The following is a 24281-nucleotide window of genomic DNA, read 5'->3' as shown; positions in this document are numbered from 1 at the left end:
CATAGGAATGCTATCGATGAAAGAAGCACTGAAACAGTACCTGCAGACGAACTTTCTTTTCGAGTTCGATGAGCAGATCACCGAAGACAGCGATCTGTTCGAGGCCGGAATTCTCGATTCGTTCGGCTACATCCATCTGATCAGCCACCTCGAACGCGAGTACGGCGTGCGCTTCGACGAGGGCGAGAGCGGGATTCGCCATGCGGTATCGCTGGCCCAACTGGTGACGCGCGTCGAGTCGAAACGCAGCGAGCCGGTGCAAAGGGAGTCGTGACATGTGTGGAATCGTCGGGTTTTATCGCAGCGAGCTGTCTCCCGCCCACTATCCCCGGATCGTGCGCGACATGCTCGGGCAGATCCAGCATCGCGGCCCGGATGAGGCCGGTTACTTCGTCGACGATCTGCTGACGATGGGCACCACACGGCTGAGCATCATCGACCTGAAGTCGGGCACACAGCCTATCGGTAGTCCGGACCATCGTTACTGGCTCTGCTACAACGGCGAGCTGTACAACTACCGCGAGCTCCGCGACGAGCTGCACGCCGACGGCTTTTCGTTTCACACCGATTCGGATACCGAGGTCGTGCTCAACGCCTGGATCGCCTGGGGGCCGCGCTGCTTGCAGCGGTTCAATGGTGCATTCGCGTTCTCGATCTACGACAGCGCGAGCGGGCGCCTTCATCTGGTGCGCGACCGTTATGGCAAGCGCCCGCTGTTCGTTGCCCGGCACGGTAGCGCCGTGTTGTTCGCATCGGAGATGAAGGCGTTTCTCGCTTATCCCGAGTTTCGTTTTCAGTTCGATCGCGAGCAGCTCGCGTCGATCTTTGCCACCTGGACACCGTTGCCGGGGCAGAGCGCTTATGCCGGCATCGAGCAGCTGCCGATGGGCGAGTATCTGGTGCTCGACGGCCACAAGATGGAGTCGGTGCGCTGGGCCGAGCTCGACCTCGATGGCAGGTCGCCGCCCGCCACGCAGGACGAGGCCATCGAGCGGATCCGCGCGGAACTCGACCGCGCGGTGGACCTGCGGCTACGCAGCGATGTCGAGGTCGGTGTATATGCCAGCGGCGGTCTCGATTCGTCGATCATCGCCCATATCGCGGCCGGCAAGACCACGCGCAAGCTGCGCACGTTCTCGGTGCAGTTCGAGGATGCGCAATTCGACGAATCGGCGGAGCAGCAGGCCCTGAGCGCTCATCTCGGCACGGAGCATACGGCCGTGCATATCCGGGATATCGACCTGGTCGACGCGTTCGGCGACGCGCTGCGCCACGCCGAGGTGCCGGCATTCCGCACCGCGTTCGTGCCGATGTATCTGCTGTCGCGCCGGGTGCGCGAAGCCGGCATCAAGGTGGTGCTCAGCGGCGAGGGCGCCGACGAAGCCTTCCTGGGTTACGGAATCTTCAAGGACACGCAGCTGCTTTCCAGATGGCACGAACTTGACGATGCCACCCGCATGCGCCGCATGGCCCAGCTTTATCCGTACCTCAGCCATTTCAGCGGAGACGACGGGCATCGCCGCATGATCGGGCTCTACCAGCAGTTTACGGAGGAAAGGCTGCCGGGGCTGTTCTCGCACCAGATGCGCTACCAGAATGGCCGCTTTGCCGCGCGCCTGCTCAAGGGGCCAAGCGAGCCGTTCGCGGCGCTGACATCGCTGGTGGCCGGCGAGCCGCGTTATGCGCGGCTGTCGCCGGTGCAGAAGGCCCAGTGGCTCGAATTCCGCACCTTGTTATCGGGCTATCTGCTGTCCACCCAGGGCGATCGCATGGCGCTCGCACATGGAGTGGAAAATCGCTGCCCGTTCCTCGATCCGGCCGTGGTGGAACTGGCGGCTTCGATCAACCTTCGCTTCGATGACGGCTTCGACGAGAAACGGCTGCTCAAGCTCGCCTACGCCAAGGTGCTGCCGCCCAGCATCGTCAACAAGGGCAAATTTCCCTACCGCGCGCCGGACAGCGCCGCCTTCGTGCGTTCGAGGCCGGATTATCGAGACCTGTTCTCCGACCACGACGCGATCCAGGAAATCGGTGTGCTGGATCCGCGCTTCGTTGATGGTCTGGTCGGAAGGATCTTCGACAGCGCGCCCGAGCAGATCGGCACCAAGGAGAATCAGGCCTTTGTGTTGCTTGCCTCGACGCTCTGGTTGCATCGGTGGTTCGTGCGCGGCGAGGCACGAGTCAAGCAATGGCGCGAAATTCCGGTGCATGAGGTCGACAGGCGCAGCATGATGGTGGATTGAGAATACTGTCGGCGTCGGCCGGATGACAGCGCCGACGCCGCCTGGAAAGAGGAAGGTGTTGCTTGATCTGCTGCCGTTCTAATTTGACATAATATGAATTATCGATAATCTAAATGCCTGAAACGCCACTTGGGTTGACCGAGCGACACGTGTCGCGCTTCGAGGCGACTGGCGCAGCCGGACTGGTTTCGGCCAAGCGTAGCAGGCCGAGCAACTCAGATGAGAGTTTGCCTACGCCGCGTTGATGAACATTTCAATCTTGCATACATAACCGCTCTTGAGGCAAAGCCTTGCCGCTTTCCCGAACGATAATCCACAGTCGCTTTACGTCAGGATGGCTCGCCTGCTCCAAAGTTGACTGGGCGCCGGGTAACTGCTGACTGTACCGAGCGTGCAAACGAGAGGTCCCGAGGAGTTCGCGGAGCACATCGTCGGGCGGAGCCAGAATTCCGGCCAGATGCGGTAACCGCGCTGCAATGGCCAAACCCTCCGGATCATAGTCGGGAGCCGACCAGACGGGTCGCGCGAAGTCTTCAATAAACCGCATCGCAGCGCCTACCGAGGTACTCGCTGTTCCGCCGCGCCACAGAATCAACGGGTTCGCAGAGACACGTGTCATGTCTAACTGCAAATCGTCAACCCGCTCGAACACCTCCCAGTTCTCCACGACGATAACGGCATCATGTCGAAGTGTCCGAACCGCTTCGGCGCACCGCCACTCCAGGTTCGAACACAATGGTAGATAGATTGGCGCGTCGCCTATGAGCAGCGGTTTTCCGCTCAGCGCCTTGAAGGCTATCCGTTGGGCACGAACCGCTTCGCCTGCCCACTTCTCATCTGGGCCAATCGCAAGAGACTCAGCTCGTCCGAGGTCCGACCAGGCGTCGATCGGCGTCTCAGGGTCAATGTTGTCGGTTTTCAACCAGGCTCGTATCCGGTCCTTATGTTTTTCATTGAATAGAATACGGCTGCCCTTGGGTACGCCAATACCGCTGGCGGTGACGAACTGGAGCAGCGCCGTCGACTTCGTAAAATAGGTTTCCCCGGAGGGGCTTTGCACTATCCGTAGCAGAATCCGGGCGAGCCTCTTGTTAATCATGCTGACACGGTCCTCGATACGACTATATCTTTGAGAGAAATCACGCCAGAAAGGCGTTCTACCTGTCTTGTGATGTGCTCAAAACGGAGTGCGGTATGCCGCTCCAGCCCCTTCTCTTCTTCGTGCAACAAGCAGAGCAACCAGATGTCATCGTCGAGCGTTGCCACGTCAACGTATCGCCCCTTCCATTCAAGCGCTGACAACGGCGCTGCGCTCACGTGTTCAAGCATCGACGCCACCGCTTCCTCCCAAGGCTGCGGCGCGGTCCCGTTGCCATCCGAATCCACAGGCGAATCTGGCAACAGGCTTCCCGCGCGCGCTACATTCGCGCTCGGCGACTTCAGAGCCGGAATCGACCGGGCAATATCCAGCAGAGTTTCTTCATGCACAGCGTTGTCCACGCTCGCGTGAGCGGTCATGGAAAAACCGGCTGCCTTTCTTGTCCATGCTGGCCCGTCCGACGTGTCGTAAATATCAACAGGCACATAAGACGGTGTCCGCCTGAGAAACAACTCGAACGAACGCATGCGCTGCGCAACCAGTTCGATCTGCCGCGTCCGGAACAGGTAATCACGCAAAATCGCCGTAATATCCAGTAACTGCGCTCTCCACTCCGCAAGATGATCCCCAATCTGCGAGTGATACGATTCCAATAGTCGTTCGCCTTCGGGCGTGGACTCGAGTGACTGGATCATGTCGCCGGATTGGATCGCGCTCAGCGCCTGGCTGATGCGCTCGACACGGTCTAGATAAAACTCGTTCTGTCGGCGCTTTTCCGCGTAGCTGCTAACGTTTGCAAACTTGTTGTCAGCCTGTATGCGTAACGATTGAAGTGCGCCTGTAACACTGTCCGCGAGTTCAAACACCGCCCGGTCGAATTCGTCGATGTACCGGTCGGCATCATCGATTCGCCCATCAAACATGGCGTTCGCCACCAGATTCGCGATATCGGGCAAGCGTTGCGCAAGCTCTGAAACGTTCGCCCCCGCAACCGAGTAGAGTCGTTCGACTTGCAACACCTCATCGAGGTGCTTCGAGAGAGACGATGCGAGGCGATACGTGCCTTCCTTGTACGGTACGAGCACTCGAGCCTGATTAAGCTCAAAAATGCCACGACCGCCATCCCGGGCGTCGGACGCGTCGATCGACCCATGATGATAGGCCAATGCAATCAGTTCTTTATGCTTGGACAGCTTGGTGAGGTATGCGGCGACGAGGTCGGATTTTTCGGCCATATGTATTTAGAAGAGTGGTGCCGTCGTTTCTGGTTCGTCCTCGATGTCCTCCGGGATATTGTCCGTGGCCATCAGGAACTGTACGATTTCCGTGAGGTATTCAATCTTGCCCGTTACCTGATAAATCTCGCGCTCCGCGTTAGAAACAATCAGATACCCAAGGTCCACGAGCAGTGTGAGCTGCCGGTCCAGACTGCTCTTCATCTTGCCGTCAGTAGCGCCTCCACGCCCGACCATCCCCAACGCCTGAAACTCCGCACGCAGCCCTGGATTGCCGTCGATCGCAGCCATCAGAGCGTGTGCTTCAATCTTGTCTCCGCGCGAATAGAAGACTTCCTGGCCAGTGGCACGCATCGATTTCACAAAAAATTCGACAAGAAACCGGATTTTTTGTTTAATCTGCGTGAACTCTTCCTTGATCGCACGCTTTTCGTCCTGATTGATTCGGTCGTAGACCGTATACCATGCTCCTCCCTGTTCGGTCGTCGCAAGTGTGCGCCCGATGCGCGCGAGATAAGCGTTAACATCCTTCTGATGGGCCTCGACACTCAGGAAACGGTACGCGTCCGTATACCGAACTTCGCAAACGAATTCGCCCTTGAGCAGCAGAGTCATCGCGACATCAAACATTGCTGACCTCCTCGTTCTCGTCAGCGACCACGCGGGGCGCGGCCGGCATAATTGTCGACGGGTCGTAGATGCGCCTGTCGCTACTAATTGACCGGCGATTACGGAACAGAGCGAGAACATCCGGTTTTGGATCTGGGCACGCGGTCACCAGCGTGATGTTGTTCTTGGTCAAGATTTCGACGAGAAGTATCACGTTACCAGTGTCGAGCGCACCGATTTCGTCGAGCGCCCAAACAACATTGACAGGCGTATTGCCTCGAACGCGATTGATAAACGCGATGAAGATAAGGACCATCGCGATATAGGACAAACCGTTAGAAGAAATCCTTTCCAGGTCTTCAGCTTTCTTGAACGGACGACGATTGCCGTTTTCGATAACTTCGCCCTGAATACGGACGAGGTTCGTCAATTCCGCCTGAATGCTCTCTCGGATTTGCCAATGATTCAGAAGCTCACGGAGTGCAAACCCGAACTCGGCAGGAGGCAAATCGGTGAGGTCACCCTCCATCCATTCGCGACGCGACTCGGCGACTTTCTCGATCGTGCCCCAGTATTCCAGCTCTCGAATCGAGGAAACGATTTCAACGGTCAACCCACCGATAGCGCGGAAACCCTGATTGGCGTTCAAATTCTCTTGCAGTTCACGATTGAACTGCTGTACCTTTCGATGGAACGTATTCATACGGTCACGGAAGTCACCCACCGCTTCGGCAATGGTGCGCGCGTCAACACGGAGCAGGTTCCGGTAATGCTCGTGCTCGCTCGAATACCAGGCCTTGAAGGCCGGCACCCATTCGCGCGCCTGGTCTGCCCTGTCCGGGCCGATAATCTGTCTCTGAGTCTCATAGTACTGGTCGGCCGGCGAATGCCTGCTCGCCGTGAACACGCGCTTGATCGCGCCGATTTCCTGCTGCAGACGGTTATCCTCGGATTTGCGAGCACGCTCCTGCATTAACACTTGGCCAACGAGCGTGATGACCTGCCAGGCGGGGTCGTATGACGGAATTGCGTTCGTCTCAACAGTGTATTGAGAGAGTGACGCACGCTGTCGACCTACCTGAGCGCGCTTTTCCGCGAGGCCGCTCAGCTGCTTTCCGAGTTCATTGATAAGACCTTTCCGCTTGTTCGTGTCTTCCTGCCACGCCTTTTCGCAAGCTTGCAATTCGCCGCTGCGGACGGATTTCTTCTGTTGCTCCCGTATAAGATTGCCCTCATGGACGGGCTTTCGGCTCCAATCTGCGTCGAGCCAGCGACGCCAGTCGACGACCAGATTGCGTGAATCAGCGATCGTCTTGAGTTGAGCCGTCACTCCGTCAATCTGTTGCTCAAGGCTTGTCAATGCAACTGTATCCACGCCGCTCGCCTTGAGCTTGGCCTTACGTTCTTCGTCAATCTGTGAATTCGCGGTCTCATACCGCTTTTTCTCGTCGCTTTCGGCGCTGTCGATTTCTTTAAGCCGGTCGCTCAGCCCCTGCCGAAGTTCGTTGGCTCGCTGCTGATGCTGCACTACGAGCGCTGCAATGTCCCGTACAAGCCGCTCACGATGCTCCGCCAGTCGCTGTTCCGCCGCTTTCAGATTTGCCCGCGCGTCAACGAGCGCCTGTTGAGCCAGATTCCTCTCCGAGTCACGGCAGCGTTGAACCTCGAGACGTGCACCTTTCAACTGCTGTTCAGCCGATGATTTGGCCGTATTCGCCATTGCCGTGTCAGCGGACCTGCGGGCGACCGCGTCCTCCGCCGATTTCCGCTCAGCACCTGTCTGCGCTAGCAGTGCGTCCTGTTCCTCGATTCTAAGCGCTAGACGTTTCAACTCTTCGCGCGTTGCCTCGATTTCCCGTTGAATCGCGAGCTCATCAGCAATGAGCGGGGTATTCAGCAAATCCAGGTCGACCTGGAGTCCGTAGACGCTATCCTGAAGGGCGCCGATAACAGGTGACAGGTCGGTGCGCGTCAAAATGTCTTCACGCAGCACCCTTGCGATGTCCTGAGTCCAGTCGGGCCGCTTGTTGCGTAACATGTAGAGCACACTGTTTTCATCAGGAGACGCTTGCGTCAGCAAATCATCGAGCGCCTCATTCTCGCTTGCAGTTTGGGCATGAAGTTGCCGCAAGCTGCTTTCCGTCTGTGAGAATGCTGCGCGCTTACTCTCATAGATCTTTTTAGCATCGATTTCGCGCTCCATCGCCTCAAGGAGCCGCGCATGCGCCTCGTCGACCTTCGCCTGCTGCTGTTCGGCGATTTCAACGAGTTCAGGCGCGGGCTGAGGATTGCTTACGCGAACGGTTGCTTCGCCGACCAGTTTGCTGGCAAGACCGATAGCAGCCTGGATTTCCTTTTCACCCTCAAGTGAATTCTGGCGCACACCGTCTTCCTGCTCCTTACTTTCGCCGTGCAGCGCTTCAAATCGTGACTGGTTTGTCGCTCTTGCTGCCGATCTCTGACGTTCAAACGCAAACTGGCGGTCCTTGTGCTGCAAGGTCAAGTCATCGATCATCTTCCGATAGGCGTCTTCGATGTTCGACAACTCGCTCAGCAATACGGCTTTGCGGGAGACGAGCTGAGTCTTCGTCTGCTCAATCTCGGTCTCGCGATCAAGCAAGGCAGCTTTGGCCTGGACGTCCTGATCGTGATAACTTTTGCGTTGTGTTTCGAGGAACGCCAGCGTTGTGGTGATGTCCTTAATCGCGCGTTCGGCCTTCTCTATCTGCTCCACAATGCCGCGACGGCAGTCCAGATAATTCTGCTCGGCTTCGTCAAGCCCCGTCTTGACCAGGTCTTGCTCGCGCTGCCTTTCCCGCTGTTCTTGCTCGAACTGGCGGTCGATCGAAAGAAATCGGCCATGAATGTTCCGAAGTTCCTGCTCCGCTGCAAGAACCGCATCATAGGAATGTTGGACCGGGTCCATCCGAGGCGCCTCAGCCATCACAGCAGCATAGCTATCGAATGCATCAGGCCACGCTTCAATCTTCTTGCGTTCGGCACCAAGCGCAATCTTGCCAGTGGCATCAGTGACCGTGGCAACAATCATGCGTTGAAGGTCAACGAAGTTCGACTTCCGCATAAACATACCGAACACGATACGCTCGATGTGCAGTAGCGGATGTGTACCGGGGCCGTAGGCGTATTCCAAGATGTCTCGGCGATGTTGCTTCAAATCCGAGCCGTGGGCTCGCTTCGCCTGGATGATTGCACGATACTGGTCGAGCGGCATCTTCCGCGTGCAGGTCGCTCCGAGCAGCTTCAAACGTTCGAATAGGTTAGCGCTTGCGACAAGCGTCGTTTCATCATCGTGTACGAACCACTCGCGCCGAAAGGCGCCTCGCACAAATCGATATTCCACACCTTCGCCGGAAGCGTCCGCACACAGGACGGAACAGCATGCGACGCCGTCCCGTCGATATTCAAAGATGATGTACGACGTCGAACGCGGCAGGTAGTAGCGTGCGAAGTTCCCTTGGTTGCTCACCGGCTTCACGATTCTATCGGGGCGCTCGCCGTAGAATGCTGGAATCAGTTGCAGAAGCGACGTCTTGCCCCGGCCGTTCGGGCTTACGATTGCCGTCCCCCCTTCAACAGGTAACTCTGCAATCCGGCCAGCAGAGTATGAGTCGATCAGAAGGACCCGCTGCAGCGCGTAACGCGGCCTGACATCGTTTTCTTGTGAAACCAGTGCGTCTCTCACGTGTAGCTCTCCCCTGAACACCCGCTAATGTGCTTAACCATAACATTGCTTTACGCTATATGTAGCTTAAAGCAACATGTAGCGCAGAGTAATGCTCAGTGTTAGCATTGTCAATACTGGACATAATCACAGGGGTCATCTTTGACTAGACCCGCCACTCAACTCGCACCTCGGAAAATCCCGGGTTAGGACCTGTCACGTGCCACAGATCGAAGATCGAGCGCTCTCAATAACCGACGTAGACTACTTGCCACCGACAGTCTTGCAGCGTCTAATGCATCTGGAGCGATGCCTGTTCTGGCGAGGGGAGCTGCAACGGGCGGACCTGATTGAGGCGTTTGGAATTAACCCTATTCAGGCCGCCAAGGATTTCCGCATCTACATGGAGCGGTTTCCGGACAATATGGAATACAACAAGTCGCGCAGACGCTACCTGCCGCTGCCTGACTTTGCCCCGAAGTTGATTGAACCCAAGACGCTGGACGAATTCATAAATATGGATTCCCCCCTCGTCCCGGTCGCAACCTGGCCTCTCCCTAACCGTCGCGCAACTCCACTGGTACTGCAGACAATGGTGGCAGCTGTCCGGGAGCGGCAAAGGATTGAGGTGCAATATCAGTCTATGAGCGGAGAGAAGCCAACGTGGAGGTGGCTGTCACCTCACGCTTTCGCCTCGGACGGAGAGCGGTGGCATGTTCGCGCTTACTGCCACACCCGTAATGAATTTCTGGACTTCGTGCTGGGCCGAATATTGGCAACACGACACATCAAGAGCTCCGATATTGACCCGTCCGAGGATGAGGACTGGACAACTATCGTGAATGTCCGAGTATCACCCAATCCCGACCTCACTACTGAGAAACGCCAGGCAATCGCGCTGGAATATGATTTACCAGCGAAGAGTCTCGAAGCTACGCTGGAGCTGCGAAAGGCTATGCTGTTTTATGTAAAGGCAAAGTTTGACTCCGATGCCAAAGACGTGCCCGCTGCGCGCCAACTCTCCGTTGACCCGATTAATTAGGTTGATTCTGTCCTTTGATGGCGTGCCCGAAATCAGCTTCCTCGACGCAACGTGGTATCTAGGATGCCAACTTCCCATACCCGGCCAAGCCTCTCATCTACGGTCCTACGAATTTCGAGGCTCGCGCTGCAGCAACAGCGGATTTCGGCAGTCGAACAATGTGCCAATGCGCTGTCACCCAGCTACGCTGGCGACTTTGCATGAGATCCGAGGTGGACTGCCCAGAGGACACTAGACACCCCTGCCCCTCACGCCACGGCTTGTTCAAAGGCCTCGGGACTCAGGCCGCCGAGATGGCTATGGCGGCGGGTTCGATTGTAGAAGACCTTGATGTAGTCGAAGACGTCGGCACGCGCTATATCGCGAGTTTTATAGATGCGTTTGCGGATCCGCTCTTTCTTCAGTCTGCTAAAAAAGGATTCCGCCACGGCGTTGTCCCAGCAATTGCCGCGTCGACTCATAGAGGGCTCGAACTGGTGTGCCTGACAGAAACGACGCCATTCATCACTGCCGCGCGGAGATCGCGGCGGCCGGCGTGACGGAGCGCACGTTCTTCCGGCACTTCCCGGACAAGCGCGAGGTGTTGTTCGGCGGCGAGGCAGCGCTGATCGAGCTGCTGGTCGGCGCGGTCAGGGATGCGCCGCGCGAACTCGGGCCGTGGGATACGCTGTTTGCCGCGTTTTCATCGGCCGAGCCGCTGTTCATCGAGAATCGCGACATGTTCGAGCCGCTGCGCCGCATCGTGGCCGGCAGTCCGGCGCTGCAGGAGCGGCATCTGGCCAAGACCCGCGCGATGACGCTGGCGCTGGCCGCGGCGCTCGTCGAGCGCGGCGTACCCGAGCGGCGGGCGAGCCTGGCCGCGCAAATGGGGATCACCGCCGTGGGGCACGCGGTGGAAGCGTGGCACGACGCGCATGCCGGCACGCCGAACGAGCATCTCGTGCAGGCGTTTCGCGATATCCGCGAGTTGTCGGGCGGCTGACGCCGCCCTTCCCTTGCCGCCGGCTTCAGCGATCCGCCGCGGCCGCCCCGACGCCGGCCCCGCCCGAAAGCCCCTCAAACGACCGGCGTAATCAGCGGCGCGCCGGCAAAATGCGCGGCGAGATTGTCACGCACCAGCGAGCCCATCGCCTGGCGCGTCTCGACGGTGCCGCTCGCGTGGTGCGGCTGCAGCAGCACGTTCGGCAGCACGAGGAAGCGCGCGTCGATGTGCGGCTCGTTCCAGAACACGTCGAGCGCGGCGCCGGCGATCGCGCCGCGTTCCAGCGCGTCGAGCAGCGCCGGTTCGTCGACGGTGCTGCCGCGCGAGACGTTGACGAGGTAGCCGCGCGGGCCGAGCGCGTCGAGCACGGCCGCATCGACCAGATGGCGCGTGGCCGGCCCGCCCGCCAGCGTCACGATCAGCAGATCGCACCATCCGGCCAGCTCGGTCAGGCTGCCGAAGAAGCGATGCGGGCTGTCGGCGCGCGGCGCGACGTCGAAGTAGCCGAGTTCGACGTCGAAGCCGGACAGCCGCCGCGCCAGCGTCGAGCCGATCCGGCCGAAGCCGACCACGCCCACGCGCTTGCCGTACAGGCGCGTGACGAGCGGCATCTCGCCGTTGCGCCAGGCGCCCGAGCGGACGTGGGTCTCGCCGGTGCCGATCCGGCGCAGCATCGCCAGCGCGAGCCCGACGCCGAGATCGGCAACATCGCCGGTCAGCACGTCGGGAGTATTGGTCACGCGAATCCCGCGCTCGCGCGCGGCGCCAAGATCGATCGCGTCGGTGCCGACGCCATAGCACGCGATGATCTCGAGCTTCGGCAGCGCGCCGATCAGCGCGGCATCGGCGCCGAGATCGCCGCGCGTCGCGATCGCGCGCACCTCGGTGCCTGGCCCGGCCAGGAATGCCGCGCGGTCGGCGGCCTCCCAGAGCCGATGGACCTCATAGCCGTCCGCCAGCCAGGCGTCGTCCCACGGCTGGTAGGGGCCGGTCATCAGCAGTGCGGGTGGTCGGGTCGAATCGTGCGCCATCGGTGCGGGCTCCTTGCTGTGAAAGTCAATGAACTGAATAAAGTACGAAAGCGTGCGGCCCCGTCATGCATGCCGCGCGAGCCGTTCGGCGGCCGGCTCGGACGCCGCCTGGGTGGCGTCGAGCGGATCGTCGAGATCGCGATTCAGCGTTTCAGGCATCCGGAACGTGGTACGCAAGGTGATCAGCGTGAGCACCGCCAGATAGGCCGCGATCGGCACCCAGGCCTGCACGCCGGCCGCGCGGTCGCCGCCGTGCAGCACGATCACGGCCGCGATGATCATCGCGCCGACCAGCGGCGCGATGCCGCCCGCCAGCACGGCCGACACCTCGCGCGAGAACGACACGCCCATGTAGCGATGGCGCGCGCCGAACAGCTCGGGCAGCAGCGCGGCCTGCGCGCCGAGCATCCCCCAGTTCGCGAAGCCCTGCGCCACCGAGATCGCGATCACGCTGGCGACCACGTTGCCCTGGCTGAAGATCCACCACACCGGAAAGGCGAGCGCGAGCTGCAGCCACGCGAACAGGCGATACACGCGCACGCGGCCGTAGCGGTCGCTCAGCCATCCCGCCAGCGGCACGGTGCAGGAGCCCACGGTCGCCGCGCACACCAGCGCGAACGCGCCGATCGGCCCTTTCATCCCGATCACGCCGGCCAGATAGCTGACGGCGAGCGCCTGATAGATCGACGAGCCGCCGTTCTCGGCCATCCGCAGGCCGATGCCGATCCGCAGCGCGGGCCGCGAATGCTGCCAGGCGCTCTTGAGCGGGTTGGCCGCCAGTTGCGCGCGCTTTTCGAGCCGCACGAAGGTCGGCGACTCGTGCAGGCGAATCCGCATGTACAGCCCCACCGCGACGATCACGGCGCTGAACAGGAACGGCACGCGCCAGCTCCAGCCGTCCGTGACGTGGTCGAGATTCGCGAGCAGTCCGAAATAGACGGCCGCGGCCAGCACCGTGCCGAGCTGGATGCCGAGGAACGGCAGCGACGCATAGAGGCCGCGCTTGCCGGGCGGCGCGTATTCGGTCATCAGCACCGCCGCGCCGGCCTGCTCGGCCCCGGCGCCGAGCCCCTGCAGGATGCGCAGCAGCACCAGCAGCGCGGGCGCCCAGTAGCCGGCCGTCTCGAAGGTCGGCAGCACGCCGATCAGCGTGCTCGCGACACCCATCAGCAACACCGTCGCGGTCAGCACGAACTTGCGGCCGAGCCGGTCGCCGAGCACACCGAACACGCATCCACCGAGCGGGCGCACCGCGAAGCCGACGAAGTAGGTGCCGAAACTCGCGATCAGCCGCATCTGCGTGGTTTGCGAGGGGAAGAACAGCGGGCCGAACACGAGGGCCGAGGCGAGCGTGTACAAGGCGAAATCGTAGTATTCGAGCGCGCTGCCGAGCGAGCAGGTCCAGGCCGCGCGGTTCAGCTGCCGGGTGTCGACGCCGCGGCGTGCGCCGGCCTCTGCATCGTGCCGCGCGGGCGGCGGGGGAATGCGATCCATCGTGACTGTCTCCTGTCTCCTGCTTCCGTTCCTCAACCCGTTCGCGCGGCGCGCGGCGGGACGTCGGCCCGCTCATGCGGCGGGTGCTTTCGGGAATGCGAGGGCCGGGCACGGATCACGCCGCGGAGCTTGTCGCGGCGGGTCTGGTGGCGTCGGCTGTCGGTATGTTGGGGCGCCTGTCACGGGCCGCGCCAATAGTCTTTTTTGATTCGGTGATCACGACGGCTGATTACCGTGCGTGTCGGTGGCGATTGCGTGCGGATCGCGATGCAGTGGGAACGGGGGCGAGTCGATCCGCACCCGGCCGCGCGGCAATGGAGGGGATGACGGGGGATTGAACGGGAACGGCCGGCTTACCGGCCATCGCGCTATTGCAGCGAATCGCAGGCGCCGGCGGTTTGTTCGACGTAGTGCTGCACGTTCTGAAGCATCGCGTCGCACACCGGGATCAGTTGCGCCTGCTGCTTGCGAATCGGATTGAATTCCCCTTTCGAGCCGCCGTTCTTGCGCAAAACGACCGCCGCATACTCGGTGGCGAAGGCGGGACAGGATTTGGTCAGACGTTGCCAGTCCGCGCCGGGTCCCGTACCCACCACGTCACTGGTGGCGTCCGGGCATTTCGCGTTCTGGCTCTTATGGATCGAGCAGGACAGATTGCCTTTGAACTGATCCAGCATGCAGCCGTCCGCACTCGCCTGGTATTTCTGAAACAGCGCCTCGAGCGAGGGATCGGCTCGCCGCGCGCCGTAGGAGGTTTGAAACAGCCCGGCTTCGGCGCTGTCGGGATCGTTGAAGCACTGGCTCACGTCCCGCCCTTCGCAATACTTTCCCGAACTCTCGCGCATGCCCAGGCCGAGCAGCAGCAGATAGGTGTGCCGCAAGGTGTTCACGCCCGACTGGTCGTTGCGCATGCCGAGTTGCTTGAAGACGGCGTCGTAGGCGGTCAGTCCGTCGATTTTCTTTTGCTGGGGCGAAGCGGCACTGGACGCGACCACGACATCGGGGTTCGCCGGATGACAGACTGAACGCGCGAAGACCAGCGACAGGCCGACGACATAGGACTTCGGAGCGAGCCCGCGATTACGCCAGTCGATGCTTCGGCAGGACGACGCGGAGACGATTTTCGTGATCGCTGCGATGGAATCCGCCGACGCGGCCGGCGCGCTGGCCTGGGCGCTCGCGGCGGCCGAATGGATCTGAAGAAAAGCGGCGCCAAGCGCGGTGACGGCGAGGCCATTGACTCGTTTCACGTTCCACCCCCTGTTCGCTCGTTTCTTTTTTCGACGGCCTGGATGCGTTTGCTGGATGAAATCTAGCAGAAATGATCGGGAAAGCAACGCCGTTCACGCACCGCGATACGATTCCGGCGCCCATCCCTCCTCATCGGTGAATCCGCGCCACACTGACGAGGCTCGACAGCAGCGCCACCGCCGCCGCCAGCCCGAACGCCAGCCGCGTAAACGCGGCGCCTGGCACGCCGGCCCCCGCTCCCGCAGTTGCCACCAGCGCCAGCACGACCGCCACCAGTGCCGCGCCGAGCGACTGCCCCATGGTCTTCGCGGTCGACAGCACGCCCGACGCGATCGACGAGCGCGTCTTCGGGACATTGCCGAGCATCTCGCTGTTGTTCGGCGGCAGGAACAGGCCATAGCCGATCCCGCACAGGCAGACGCGCCACAGGATCGTGCCGATCGAGGCCGGCGACGGCATGCAGGCGATCAGCGCGAGCCCGGTGGCCATCACGATCACGCCCGCCGACGACAGCAGCGTGCCGTTCACGCGCCCCGCTAGCTTGCCGGCCAGCGGCGCGACCACCACCACCGCGAGCGGCCACGGCGTGAAGATGAACGCCGACTCCAGCACGCCGTAGCCATAGCCGTGCTGCAGCAGGAACGGCAGCGCCACCATCGCGAGCCCTTGCGCGGTGAACATGCAGACCGAGGCCAGCACCGCCATCGAGAAGCGCCGCGAGCGGAAGATGTCGAGCGGCACCAGCGGAACCACCGCCCGCGTCTGCCAGTAGACGAAGCCGGCCGCCAGCACGCCGCTCGCGACGAACACGGCGGCAAGCATGCCGGCCGGCCAGCGGCCGATCTGGTCGACGCCCGTCACCAGGGCGCACATCGCGAGGCCCGACAGGAGCGCGCCGAACAGGTCGAAGCCCGGCGTCATGCCGGTATCGCGCGGCAGCGATCGATACGCGTGGAAAAACGCCAGCAGCCCGAGCGGCAGGTTGATCAGGAACAGCCACGGCCAGGAGAGGAACGACACCAGCACGCCACCCACCACCGGGCCGACCGCCATGCCGAACGACACCACCAGCGCGTTCCAGCCGAGCACCGTGCTGAGCGAACGCGGCGGGAAGATGGTGCGATACAGGCCGAGCCCGATCGTCACCATCGCGGCGTAGCCGATGCCCTGCAGCACGCGCATCGCGACCAGCAGGCCGAGCGAACCGGAGACGGCGCAGCCGAGCGAGGCCAGCGTGAACAGCGCGAGCCCGGCGCCGTAGATGAAGCGCTGCCCCAGCACGCGCCCGAGCGCCGCGAAGATCAGCATGAACACGGCGCTCGCCACCTGGTAGCCGTTGGCGACCCAGATCACCGAAACGGATTCCACGTGCAGCGCGTTCGCGACGGTGGGCAGCGCGACGTTGACGATCGAGCTGTCGAGCGATCCCATCAGGATGCCCAGCATGATGGCGGCCGCCGCGAAATAACGGCGCGCGGGCGCGATGCCGCCCTCTTCCGCGCCCTCGCGGGCGTCTTGCAGATCCACTGAACTCATGGCGTCTCTCTTTCCTTTTTTCTGTTCGATGCGCGTCCTGCGTGTCGCTCAGGCATCTTCCTGCTCGGCCTGCGCCGCTTGGCTGGCCAGCATCGCGTCCGCGATCTTCCTGACGGCGTTCGAGGCGTCCTTGTGGCCGCCCGCATAGGCCGACGAGGTTGCGCCGAGCAGCAGTATCAGTTGCGGCGCCGTTTCCCGGCCGAGGTCGGGTTCGGCAAACAGCGATTTCCATACGATTCGGTCGCGCGCAGATGATCGCGCACGATGCGGCGAACCTGGGTGTCGCGATTGTGAAACTCCGAGGTTGCGTTGAGAAACGGCGAACCGCTGAAATCCTGGCCGCGGATCCAGTCGTCATGTCACTGGAACACCTCCTGGATGCGGCTGCGAAAGGTGCGGTGCCACTCGGCGAACGCAACCAGCGAACGCATCACTCGACGGTCGTGCTCGCGCAGCGCCTCGGCGATCAGTTCGTCCTTCGACTCGAAATATGTCCGGGCTGCCTGGAATCAGATGAAGACGGGGAATGGCGCCACCGCACCATTTGGAAATGGCCCCGAAGCCCGGGTCGCGGGGAAATTCGTCGTGATGGCGGCCGGTGCTTGCGGCGGCACCGGAACCGCGCCACCGTCGGCAGGCCGGCACGCTTGCGAGCGGCGATCGCGGGCTTGTCACCGGCCGGGCTTTCGATCGATCCCGGCCGGCCACGTCGATGGCGCGCAGCGCGCCGTCGTGATGCGCGCCTCGCGGCGCGCGTCCAGCCTAAGGCCGGTGATACCCGCCCACCACCCCGCGCGGCGACAGCACCCACTGCCACAGCTGGATCTCGCGCGCGCGGAAGCCGCCCGCGCACGACAGCAGGTAGTAGCGCCACATCCGGCGGAACGTCTCGCCCTTCTCGGCGGCGAAGCGCGGCCAGGCTGCGTCGAAGTTCCGGTACCAGGCCATCAGCGTCCGGTCGTAGTCGGCGCCGAAATTGTGGAGATCCTCGACCACGAACAGCCCTTCGAGCGCTTCCGTCACGTGCGCGAGCGCCGGGATTTCACCGTTCGGGAAGATGTAGCGGTCGATCCACGGGTCGGGCGTGGTCTCGCGGCGGTTCTTGCCGATCGTGTGCAGCAGGAACAGCCCGTCGTCGGCGAGGCAGCGCTGCGCAACTTCCATGTAGGTTCGATAGTTGCGCGCGCCGACGTGCTCGAACATGCCGACGCTGGCGATCCGGTCGAAGCGCTCGTCCACGTCGCGGTAGTCGGTCAGGCGGAACTCGATCGGCAGGTGCGCATATCGCTTCGCGCCCCAGGCCGCCTGCTCCTTCGAAATCGTCACGCCGACGCACGACACGCCATAGCGCTCGGCCGCGTAGCCCATCAGGCTGCCCCAGCCGCAGCCGATGTCGAGCAGCCGCATGCCGGGCTTGAGTCCGAGCTTCCGGCAGATCAGGTCGAGCTTGTGCTCCTGGGCCTGATCCAGCGTCGTCGCGCCGTCACCCCAGTAGCCGCAGGTGTAGGTCATGCGTCGATCGAGCATGGCCTCGTAGAACGCGTTGCCGATGTCGTAGTGCTGCTCGCCCACCTGCCACGCGCGGCGCGCGGTCTGGCGGTTGGTCCAGCGTGCCCGCAGCGCCTGCCAGATCAGCCGCGTGCCATGCACCTGCTCGTCCAGCCGCGCCATCAGGATGCGGCGGAACAGTTCGTCGAGCTGGTCGCATTCCCACTGCCCCTGCATGTAGGCTTCGCCGAACCCGAGGTTGCCGTAGGCGAGCACGCGCTCGGGTACCTTGGGGTCGAGGAGCCGGATGTCCCACGGGCGCGAACCGTCGAGACGGACGTCGGCGCGCGACAGCAGTTCCTCGACAAGCCGATAGGCGGACGTATGCACTTCCGCCTGCACGGGTTCGACGCGATCTTCCGGTTGTGTGGCCACGGTCGCTGCCTCCATTCTCAGGTTGGCCGAATTCGAACGTCCATCGCTGCGCCCGATGCCGCGCTGCTCCGCATTCGTGCCGTCAGAACGGAAACGATACCACCGCGGAAAGCCGTTCATGGGCAGTCGCAACTTCCGGGGATCGACCCGGAACGCGAAAATGAAAATACTACGTTCCGTTGCGGGCTGCATTGATTCGTGCGTGCGCAAAGACTTCTACGCCTGACGCAATAATCCTGCCGTCCGCATCAAATGGCTTACGTAAGGCTGTCGTTTTTGAAAACCGGGAAGTGTTCGTGCGTCTTCGTGTATCGGTTTCTATCGATTTCTTTTCGATCGGCATTCAGCAGCAACGCGGCGGCCCTGTCATGAAGATGCCGCATTCCGGCGGGATCGTGAATGCCGGCTTCAGGCCACGGCGAAAGTCATTATTTTTACATTCGGCCGACAGCGATATCGCGCGCCGTGGCATCCGGTTGTCAGATCCGCATACAGATCGCGTCACGCGCCGCCGGCGTGGGCATGCCGGCGATCCTTCACCTCCCGGCGTCCCCCACCCTCGAGCGAGCCGCCACGCATGGCCAACCAACTCGGCAACATCATGCACGTCGTCCAGCTGATGCTGGAAAACCGCTCGTTCGGCTTTCTCTACGACGGCCGGCGCCGGGCGCCGTGCCCGACAATCGCGGCTTCGTGCTGAACTTCAAGATTCGGTCGGCGAATTCGGCAACTTCGATTTCAAGCGTTTCGGCGTGCGGATTCCCGCCGTGCTGATCTCGCCGCGCATCGCGGCCGGCACCGTGTTCCGCGTCCAGGACGGCACGATCGATCACACCTCGGTGCTGAAGACCATCGAGATGCGCTGGAACCTGCCGTCGCTGACGCGGCGCGACGCGGCCGCGCCGGGCCTCGGCGACGTGCTCACGCTCGCCGAGCCGCGCCAGGACGATCCGCTCGCCGGCATCCTGCCGCCGCAGTCGCAGACCAGCCAGCCGAATCGGGCCACGCCGAGCAGCATCGAGCGCCTGCATGCCTGGCGCGTGTCGAAGCTGCCGATCCCCGACGAGAACGGCCGCGTCGATCTTGTCGAGCCGCAGCTCGATACCAGCGCCGAGATGGGCGAATACATCCGCGACCGCATGGCGGCCTGGGATCAGCACCTGAGCCGCATCAAGCGCTGAACGCGCGGGCCGGTTGCGGTGGATTCAGCCCGGTCCGGCCTTGTTCAGCGTCGCGGCAGCGACAGGAAGAACGCGGCGATCGTGCTGCTCGCGTCCATCTGGCGGCTCGCCCAGCCGATCACGCGTGGCCGCGCGTATTGCGGGCCGCCCGGCCACGCATGGCCGCCGCCTTCCACCGTGAACACGACGACCTGGCCGGCCGGGCGGCAGGCCGAATATGCCATGCGCGCGATGCGGGTGCGATCGAGCGGCGCGACCGGCGCGAGCGGCTGCGCCGCGCCGGGCCGGCCGCAGCCGTCGGCCCGCGCCCAGATCGCGGCGGTCTCGGCCACCGACAGCACCTGGCCACCCTCGCCCTTGCCACCGAAATCGGCGACCGCGCCGCCGCCGTAAGGCATGATCGGATCGGCCGTGCCGTCGATCTGCATCACGGCCAGCTCGCGCGCCGGGCGGCACGCGGGCGCGATGTCCGCCGGCAGCGTGCCGGCCACCGGCGCGATCGCGGCGATGCGCTGTGACAGGTCGCAGCCGAGCCGCTCGGCGAACAGCGCGCCGTTGGAGATGCCAGTCGCATAGACGCGTCCGGCGTCGACGGGATAGCGCTGCTCCAGCTGGTCGATCAGGGCCGACACGAAGCCGACGTCGTCCTGCGGGTTCTTGATGGTCGTGCGGCCGTCGTTCCAGTGCCGGTCGATGCCGTCGGGATAGACGGCGATGAACCGGTCGCGCTCGGCCACCTCGTCGAGATGCGTGAGCCGCTGCATGCCGGCGCCCTGCATGCCGCCGCCATGGAACGCGAGGATCACCGGGAAGCCGCCGCGCGGCGGCGGGCCGTCCGGCACGTGGATCGAGTCGGTGCGCGTCTGGTTGCCGAACGGCAGGCTGCCGGTGCGGTCGGCGGCCAGCGCCGGCACGGCGAGCGTCAGGCCGAGCCAGGCGGCGGCGATTGCGAGCAGCTTGCGGCCCGCGGCGCGCGTTGGAAACAGAACGGACATTCCGGTACCCCCCAGGTTTGATGCGGCGTGGCCGGGCGCGCGCCGGCCGTGCCGTCGTGGTGACATGAGCAGGCGGACGCGCCGAAACGGTGTCGACGGCTCCTGCCCGCGAAGACACCGAGCGTATCCGGGACCAGTGGCAATATCTGTTGGGAAACTGTGTCATCCGGTGTCAGCGCGCGAAGCGACACGCCGGGCGCTCGCGGATCGACGCGATGCTCCGGAAGGCGCTATGAAGAGAAGAAACGGGACAGGCGGCGGACATGCCCGTCGCGAACCGACAGGCACGGGACCGGGAATCCGGTAGGCAGGAATCGGGATGCAGGACGCGCCGGCTCACTCGCCGGCGCCATCGTCAAGCCGAACGCACCGCGCGCCTCACACCGCCGGCGGGCTGCCCGAAGCCACCAGCGCCGTCAGCCGCGCGCGGTCGGCCGCGTAGTCGGCCGTATGGAACGCGGCCAGATCGGTGGCCAGCGCATCCCACAGCGAGAGCGCGCCGAGCGCAGCGCCGCGCGAGAGCGCCTGATCGACGGTGTCGTCGCCGGCATGATCGACGGCCGCGCGCTGGAGATAGTAGTGAATCTCCAGTTCGGCGCGCGCCGTGATATCGGCATAGGTCAAATGTTTGGGCACGGCAAAAACCTTCTGCTGCCGCCGCGCTTCCTGGAGCAACGCGCGGCGTGACGTTCGGTTGTCCCGGGCGCTGCCGGCAGGCCGTCGAACGGTTCCCTGAATCCTCTCTGGCGGCGCCCGCTCAGTTTGCCTGCAGCAGCGATAGCAGGTCGCGTACCGCCGCTTCCTCGTCCTGCCCGTCCACCAGCAGCTGCACCAGCGAACCCGCGCGCAGGCGCGATGCCGCCGCGGCCTTCGCATCGATCTCGTGGCCGTCCGCGATCAGCCGGATGTCGCTGCCGAAGCGCCGCGCGCATTCGGCGAGCGCCGCGCCGCAGGCGCCGGTTGCCGAGAAGTCCCGCGCCGTCGCGAGCCTCACCTCCACCCAAATTGCCATGACATCTCCGAGGGGCGCGAGCGGCACGAACGCCTGCCGCGCGCCTGCTGGTGCCTCCCCCGCCAAGCCCGGCGGGACACGCAACCAGCGGGAAAAACCGGCAATGCCGACGTTATCTCGATATCATCATAGCATGTGCCGTGCATTATAATGAAACGCACATTCAAGTCGTGCCGCCCTCGCGGCCGCCCCGCCACCCCCCGACCGGACCCCTCATGTTAGCCCTGCCCGCATGCCCGCAATGCGCGATGAACAACACCTATCCCGACGGCGAACTCGTCGTCTGCGCGGACTGCGGCCACGAGTGGTCGCCCGGCGCGGGCGCCGACGAGCCGGCGGCGCCCGCCGAGGCGGTGGTGAAGGACGCGCACGGCAGCGTGCTCGCGAACGGCGACTCGGTGGTGCTGATCAAGGACCTGCGGGTCAAGGGCTCGTCGATCACGCTGAAGGTCGGCACGCGGATCAAGGGCATTCGCCTCGCCAGCGGCGATCACGAAGTGGACTGCCGCACCGACGCCGGCAATTTCATGTTGAAGGCGTGCTACCTGCGCAAGGCCTGACGCGGATCCTTTTTGGGGAGGGCGATGACGGATCGGAACCGGACGGCGTGGGATGCGTTCGCGGCGGTGTTCGCCGCGTCGCTGGGCGGCAGCAAGCCGATCGTGCTGGAGACGCGGCGCACGGTGTCGCTGCATTTCGATCTGTCGGCGGCGCAGAGCTTCATGTCGCTGACCGAACCCGAGCGGCTGGTGCTCGAGTACACGCGCACCATGATGGGTTTCGTGCTGCTGGCGCCCGCGCCGGCCCACATCCTGATGATCGGGCTCGGCGGCGGTTCGCTGGCGAAGTACTGCCATCGGCACCTGCCCGCCGCCACGATCACGGCGGTCGAGATCAATCCCGACGTGATCGCGCTGCGCGAGCGCTTCCACCTGCCCGCCGACGGCGACCGCTTCGAGGTGGTCTGCGCGGACGGCGCCCACTACATGCGCCGTCCCGAGGTTTCGGCGGACGTGATCCTGCTCGACGCCTTCGAGGCGCAAGGCATGTCGGCCCAATGCGCGAGCCAGGCGTTTCTCGAGGCATGCCGCGAACGGCTGAATGAGCGCGGCGTATTGGTGGCGAATTTCGTCGATGACGATCCGGGCTTGCCGGTTTATCTGGCGCGCGTGGAAGCCGTGTTCGGCATGGCGCGCTCGATATTGATGTCGAATAACGGCGGCAATTGCATCGTGTTCGCGTGGAACGGCGCCAGCGCACTGCCGCATGCCGCCGTGCTGTTCGAACGGGCCGGCGGTTTCGATTTCTCGGCGGCGCTCGGCCTGCACGAACTGGCGGTCCGGCTCAAGCGCGGTCAGCGTGTCGAGATCGGGCAGCTGAAGTGGAGCGAGCGCGGCCGGCCCCACTGGAAAATCAAAAAAACAACCGCGGAATGACGCGGCGCCCGATTATTTGTCGCGTCGCGCGGCGCGCTCGGCGGCCATGCTCGCGGTTTCGTATTTCACGTTGTGCTGCGCCAGATATTCGCGAATCAATTGCCGGACGACTTGCGACGGCGTGATGTCCTGCTCTGCACAGAGCCTCTCGAGTGCCGCCTTTTTCGCGGGGTCGATCAGGATGGTCAATCGTGCAGTTTTTGTTTCCATTTGCAGGCAGGGGCCGGGTTGATATGTTAATCAGATTGTAATCGATTCATCGACCGGCACAGCCTAACCGAATGTCGGGCGATAGTCTCGCGGCGCCCGGTAGCGGCCCGCTCGCGGTCAGCGACCGGTATCTCGCGGCGGCGCCGTCGAGGCCCGCACCACGAGCCGCGGTTCGCCGGCCACGCGCATGAGCGGTGCGGCGCGCGGGTCGCTTTCGGTGCCCTGACCACCGGAACCGTTCAAGCCCACCAGCTCCGCGAGCAGCGCGACGGCCAGCGCGGCGGCCCCGGCGGTCGGCACCGCGACGGTAGATAGCGCCGGCCGCGACTGCGCGGCCAGCTGGATGTCGGTGATGCCGACCACCGACAGATCGTGCGGCACGCGCAGGCCGGCGTCGGCCGCCGCATGCATCGCGCCGAGCGCGGGCAGATCGTTGGTGGCGAACAGCGCCGTGAGATCCGGATGCGCGGCGAGCAGCTCGCGCGCGGCCGCGTAGCCGCCCTCGATGGTGTCGGGCGCATGGCGTACCGGCGCGCTCGCGCCGGCCAGGCCCGCGGCGTCGAGCGCGGCGACGAAGCCGTCGTAGCGCGCCGCATGGATGCCCGACACCTTGCTGCCGACCAGCGCGCCGATCCGGCAATGGCCGAGCGCGAGCAGATGCGCGGCGGCCAGTTCGCCGGCGAGGCGGAAGTCCACCGCGACGCAAGGCAGCCCCGGCGGCAGCTCGGGCCGCTCCCACATGCAGAGCACCACCGGCGTGCCGCGCGCCACGGTGGCGTGCAGGTCGTCGAGGTCGAGATTCGCGTTCATCACCAGCACGCCCTCCGACAGCGTGCCGGCGATCTGCTCCAGGTAGCCGCGGCCGATGGCGGGATCGTTCTCGGTGTTGCAGACGATCAGGTAGCGGCCGCTGCGGCGCAGCGCGTTCTCCACCGCTAGTGCGAACTCCGGATAGAACGGGTTGGCGATGCTCGATACCATCAGCGCGATGGTCGGCGCCCGCCCTTCCGCGAGCGCGCGCGCGGCCAGATGCGGCCGGTAGCCGAGCGCCTCGACGGCGGCCAGCACGCGTTCGCGCGTGAGCGCTCCGACCCGGCCGCGGTTGCGCAGCACGTTCGAGACGGTGGCGGGCGTCACGCCCGCGGCCTGGGCGACTTCGGCGAGCGTCGGCATTGTCTCAATAAATGAAATCTTGTCTCAATATTTGTCGGCGGCACCGGCCCGTTGCATGATGGGCCGATATCAGAAGGAAAGACGGAGACGACCTGCCCCGATCGCCACGGCGATCGTTTTTCGTGGCTCGCAGGTTAAGCGCTTAAT

At 63.6% G+C, this 24281-nt stretch carries 22 protein-coding genes and 1 pseudogene; 8 read left to right on the top strand and 15 right to left on the bottom strand.

Annotated elements, in window-relative coordinates; all coding sequences use genetic code 11:
* Window positions 1–16 precede the first annotated feature (16 nt).
* A complete protein-coding gene (locus BpN12_RS24495; protein WP_246794848.1) occupies window positions 17–274 on the top strand; it encodes an acyl carrier protein in 258 nt (85 codons plus the stop codon).
* Window position 275: 1 nt separating this feature from the next.
* Complete coding sequence (gene asnB / locus BpN12_RS24490) at window positions 276–2243, top strand: asparagine synthase (glutamine-hydrolyzing) (RefSeq protein WP_246794847.1); 1968 nt, start codon at window positions 276–278, stop codon at window positions 2241–2243.
* A gap of 253 nt (window positions 2244–2496) precedes the next feature.
* Here asnB and BpN12_RS24485 read toward each other — a convergent pair whose 3' ends face one another.
* Genes BpN12_RS24485 through BpN12_RS24470 form a run of 4 tightly spaced genes read right to left on the bottom strand, consistent with a single transcriptional unit; the run spans window position 2497 to window position 8889 of the window.
* Window positions 2497–3342, bottom strand: a complete 846-nt coding sequence (locus BpN12_RS24485; RefSeq protein WP_246794846.1) for a DUF7281 domain-containing protein — start codon at window positions 3340–3342, stop codon at window positions 2497–2499.
* Window positions 3339–4577 (bottom strand): hypothetical protein, encoded by a 1239-nt coding sequence (locus BpN12_RS24480; protein ID WP_246794845.1) that lies wholly within the window; start codon window positions 4575–4577, stop codon window positions 3339–3341. Before BpN12_RS24480 ends, BpN12_RS24485 begins: the two co-directional genes overlap by 4 nt.
* Window positions 4578–4583: 6 nt before the next feature.
* Window positions 4584–5192: a condensin complex protein MksE gene (locus tag BpN12_RS24475; RefSeq protein ID WP_246794844.1), complete on the bottom strand. Its 609-nt coding sequence runs from the start codon at window positions 5190–5192 to the stop codon at window positions 4584–4586.
* A gap of 7 nt (window positions 5193–5199) precedes the next feature.
* A complete protein-coding gene (locus BpN12_RS24470) occupies window positions 5200–8889 on the bottom strand; it encodes an ATP-binding protein (RefSeq protein WP_246794843.1) in 3690 nt (1229 codons plus the stop codon).
* A gap of 199 nt (window positions 8890–9088) precedes the next feature.
* On the opposite strand from BpN12_RS24470, the gene BpN12_RS24465 reads away from it, so the two are divergent.
* Entirely contained in the window at window positions 9089–9910 is an 822-nt protein-coding gene (locus tag BpN12_RS24465; protein WP_246794842.1) for a helix-turn-helix transcriptional regulator, read from the top strand.
* 248 nt (window positions 9911–10158) lie between these two features.
* Here BpN12_RS24465 and BpN12_RS24460 read toward each other — a convergent pair.
* Window positions 10159–10431: pseudogene (locus BpN12_RS24460) on the bottom strand (IS3 family transposase); the annotation flags it as partial.
* On the opposite strand from BpN12_RS24460, the gene BpN12_RS24455 reads away from it, so the two are divergent.
* Window positions 10389–10892 carry a TetR/AcrR family transcriptional regulator gene (locus BpN12_RS24455; RefSeq protein WP_246794841.1) on the top strand — a complete coding sequence of 168 codons (504 nt, stop codon included), beginning with the start codon at window positions 10389–10391 and terminating at the stop codon, window positions 10890–10892. The pseudogene BpN12_RS24460 and the gene BpN12_RS24455 overlap by 43 nt on opposite strands.
* 74 nt (window positions 10893–10966) lie before the next feature.
* Here the strand turns inward: BpN12_RS24455 and BpN12_RS24450 are convergent, their stop codons facing one another.
* The 5 genes from BpN12_RS24450 to cfa form a co-directional block, all read right to left on the bottom strand.
* The gene (locus BpN12_RS24450; protein WP_246794839.1) at window positions 10967–11923 is read right to left on the bottom strand and encodes a 2-hydroxyacid dehydrogenase; all 957 of its coding nucleotides are present in this window, start codon (window positions 11921–11923) and stop codon (window positions 10967–10969) included.
* A 63-nt stretch (window positions 11924–11986) separates the two neighbouring features.
* Complete coding sequence (locus tag BpN12_RS24445) at window positions 11987–13417, bottom strand: MFS transporter (protein WP_246794838.1); 1431 nt, start codon at window positions 13415–13417, stop codon at window positions 11987–11989.
* 368 nt (window positions 13418–13785) lie between these two features.
* Window positions 13786–14667 carry a hypothetical protein gene (locus BpN12_RS24440; protein ID WP_246794837.1) on the bottom strand — a complete coding sequence of 294 codons (882 nt, stop codon included), beginning with the start codon at window positions 14665–14667 and terminating at the stop codon, window positions 13786–13788.
* 130 nt (window positions 14668–14797) lie between these two features.
* Entirely contained in the window at window positions 14798–16204 is a 1407-nt protein-coding gene (locus BpN12_RS24435; RefSeq protein WP_246794836.1) for an MFS transporter, read from the bottom strand.
* A gap of 762 nt (window positions 16205–16966) precedes the next feature.
* A complete protein-coding gene (gene cfa, locus BpN12_RS24430) occupies window positions 16967–18142 on the bottom strand; it encodes a cyclopropane fatty acyl phospholipid synthase (RefSeq protein ID WP_246794835.1) in 1176 nt (391 codons plus the stop codon).
* A gap of 562 nt (window positions 18143–18704) precedes the next feature.
* Here cfa and BpN12_RS33335 point away from each other — a divergent pair.
* Window positions 18705–18827 (top strand): hypothetical protein, encoded by a 123-nt coding sequence (locus BpN12_RS33335; RefSeq protein ID WP_280529138.1) that lies wholly within the window; start codon window positions 18705–18707, stop codon window positions 18825–18827.
* Window positions 18828–18894: 67 nt separating this feature from the next.
* The gene (locus BpN12_RS24425; RefSeq protein ID WP_246794834.1) at window positions 18895–19308 is read left to right on the top strand and encodes a hypothetical protein; all 414 of its coding nucleotides are present in this window, start codon (window positions 18895–18897) and stop codon (window positions 19306–19308) included.
* A 44-nt stretch (window positions 19309–19352) separates the two neighbouring features.
* Here the strand turns inward: BpN12_RS24425 and BpN12_RS24420 are convergent, their stop codons facing one another.
* The 3 genes from BpN12_RS24420 to BpN12_RS24410 all read right to left on the bottom strand — a co-directional run bounded on the left by BpN12_RS24420 (window position 19353) and on the right by BpN12_RS24410 (window position 21315).
* The gene (locus BpN12_RS24420; protein WP_246794833.1) at window positions 19353–20303 is read right to left on the bottom strand and encodes a CE1 family esterase; all 951 of its coding nucleotides are present in this window, start codon (window positions 20301–20303) and stop codon (window positions 19353–19355) included.
* Between the two features lie 378 nt (window positions 20304–20681).
* Entirely contained in the window at window positions 20682–20939 is a 258-nt protein-coding gene (locus tag BpN12_RS24415; RefSeq protein ID WP_246794832.1) for a hypothetical protein, read from the bottom strand.
* A gap of 121 nt (window positions 20940–21060) precedes the next feature.
* Complete coding sequence (locus BpN12_RS24410; RefSeq protein WP_246794831.1) at window positions 21061–21315, bottom strand: HPr family phosphocarrier protein; 255 nt, start codon at window positions 21313–21315, stop codon at window positions 21061–21063.
* A 215-nt stretch (window positions 21316–21530) separates the two neighbouring features.
* Between BpN12_RS24410 and BpN12_RS24405 the strand changes: the two genes are divergently transcribed.
* On the top strand, window positions 21531–21875 hold the full coding sequence (locus BpN12_RS24405; protein ID WP_246794830.1) for a zinc ribbon domain-containing protein YjdM: 345 nt from the start codon (window positions 21531–21533) through the stop codon (window positions 21873–21875).
* Window positions 21876–21899: 24 nt separating this feature from the next.
* Window positions 21900–22751: a fused MFS/spermidine synthase gene (locus BpN12_RS24400; protein ID WP_246794829.1), complete on the top strand. Its 852-nt coding sequence runs from the start codon at window positions 21900–21902 to the stop codon at window positions 22749–22751.
* A gap of 12 nt (window positions 22752–22763) precedes the next feature.
* Here the strand turns inward: BpN12_RS24400 and BpN12_RS24395 are convergent, their stop codons facing one another.
* Both BpN12_RS24395 and BpN12_RS24390 read right to left on the bottom strand, forming a co-directional pair.
* A complete protein-coding gene (locus BpN12_RS24395) occupies window positions 22764–22961 on the bottom strand; it encodes a ribbon-helix-helix protein, CopG family (protein WP_246794828.1) in 198 nt (65 codons plus the stop codon).
* A 117-nt stretch (window positions 22962–23078) separates the two neighbouring features.
* Window positions 23079–24134: a LacI family DNA-binding transcriptional regulator gene (locus BpN12_RS24390; RefSeq protein WP_246794827.1), complete on the bottom strand. Its 1056-nt coding sequence runs from the start codon at window positions 24132–24134 to the stop codon at window positions 23079–23081.
* Between the last annotated feature and the right edge of the window lie 147 nt (window positions 24135–24281).

Source organism: Burkholderia perseverans, assembly GCF_022870505.1.
Classification (GTDB): domain Bacteria; phylum Pseudomonadota; class Gammaproteobacteria; order Burkholderiales; family Burkholderiaceae; genus Burkholderia; species Burkholderia plantarii.
Note: the sequence above shows the minus strand (reverse complement) of the source record. Positions and strands in the feature narration are given on the sequence as shown.

Excerpts from the sequence above, each read along its gene's own strand:
- BpN12_RS24405 (WP_246794830.1), top strand. The coding sequence starts at position 21,531 with ATGTTAGCCCTGCCCGCATGCCCGCAATGCGCGATGAACAACACCTAT.
- BpN12_RS24480 (WP_246794845.1), bottom strand. The coding sequence starts at position 4,577 with ATGGCCGAAAAATCCGACCTCGTCGCCGCATACCTCACCAAGCTGTCC.
- BpN12_RS24495 (WP_246794848.1), top strand. The coding sequence starts at position 17 with ATGAAAGAAGCACTGAAACAGTACCTGCAGACGAACTTTCTTTTCGAG.
- BpN12_RS24475 (WP_246794844.1), bottom strand. The coding sequence starts at position 5,192 with ATGACTCTGCTGCTCAAGGGCGAATTCGTTTGCGAAGTTCGGTATACG.
- BpN12_RS24420 (WP_246794833.1), bottom strand. The coding sequence starts at position 20,303 with ATGTCCGTTCTGTTTCCAACGCGCGCCGCGGGCCGCAAGCTGCTCGCA.
- BpN12_RS24410 (WP_246794831.1), bottom strand. The coding sequence starts at position 21,315 with ATGGCAATTTGGGTGGAGGTGAGGCTCGCGACGGCGCGGGACTTCTCG.
- BpN12_RS24435 (WP_246794836.1), bottom strand. The coding sequence starts at position 16,204 with ATGAGTTCAGTGGATCTGCAAGACGCCCGCGAGGGCGCGGAAGAGGGC.
- BpN12_RS33335 (WP_280529138.1), top strand. The coding sequence starts at position 18,705 with ATGGCCAACCAACTCGGCAACATCATGCACGTCGTCCAGCTGATGCTG.
- BpN12_RS24485 (WP_246794846.1), bottom strand. The coding sequence starts at position 3,342 with ATGATTAACAAGAGGCTCGCCCGGATTCTGCTACGGATAGTGCAAAGC.
- BpN12_RS24390 (WP_246794827.1), bottom strand. The coding sequence starts at position 24,134 with ATGCCGACGCTCGCCGAAGTCGCCCAGGCCGCGGGCGTGACGCCCGCC.
- BpN12_RS24400 (WP_246794829.1), top strand. The coding sequence starts at position 21,900 with ATGACGGATCGGAACCGGACGGCGTGGGATGCGTTCGCGGCGGTGTTC.
- BpN12_RS24445 (WP_246794838.1), bottom strand. The coding sequence starts at position 13,417 with ATGGATCGCATTCCCCCGCCGCCCGCGCGGCACGATGCAGAGGCCGGC.
- asnB (WP_246794847.1), top strand. The coding sequence starts at position 276 with ATGTGTGGAATCGTCGGGTTTTATCGCAGCGAGCTGTCTCCCGCCCAC.
- BpN12_RS24450 (WP_246794839.1), bottom strand. The coding sequence starts at position 11,923 with ATGGCGCACGATTCGACCCGACCACCCGCACTGCTGATGACCGGCCCC.
- BpN12_RS24395 (WP_246794828.1), bottom strand. The coding sequence starts at position 22,961 with ATGGAAACAAAAACTGCACGATTGACCATCCTGATCGACCCCGCGAAA.
- cfa (WP_246794835.1), bottom strand. The coding sequence starts at position 18,142 with ATGGAGGCAGCGACCGTGGCCACACAACCGGAAGATCGCGTCGAACCC.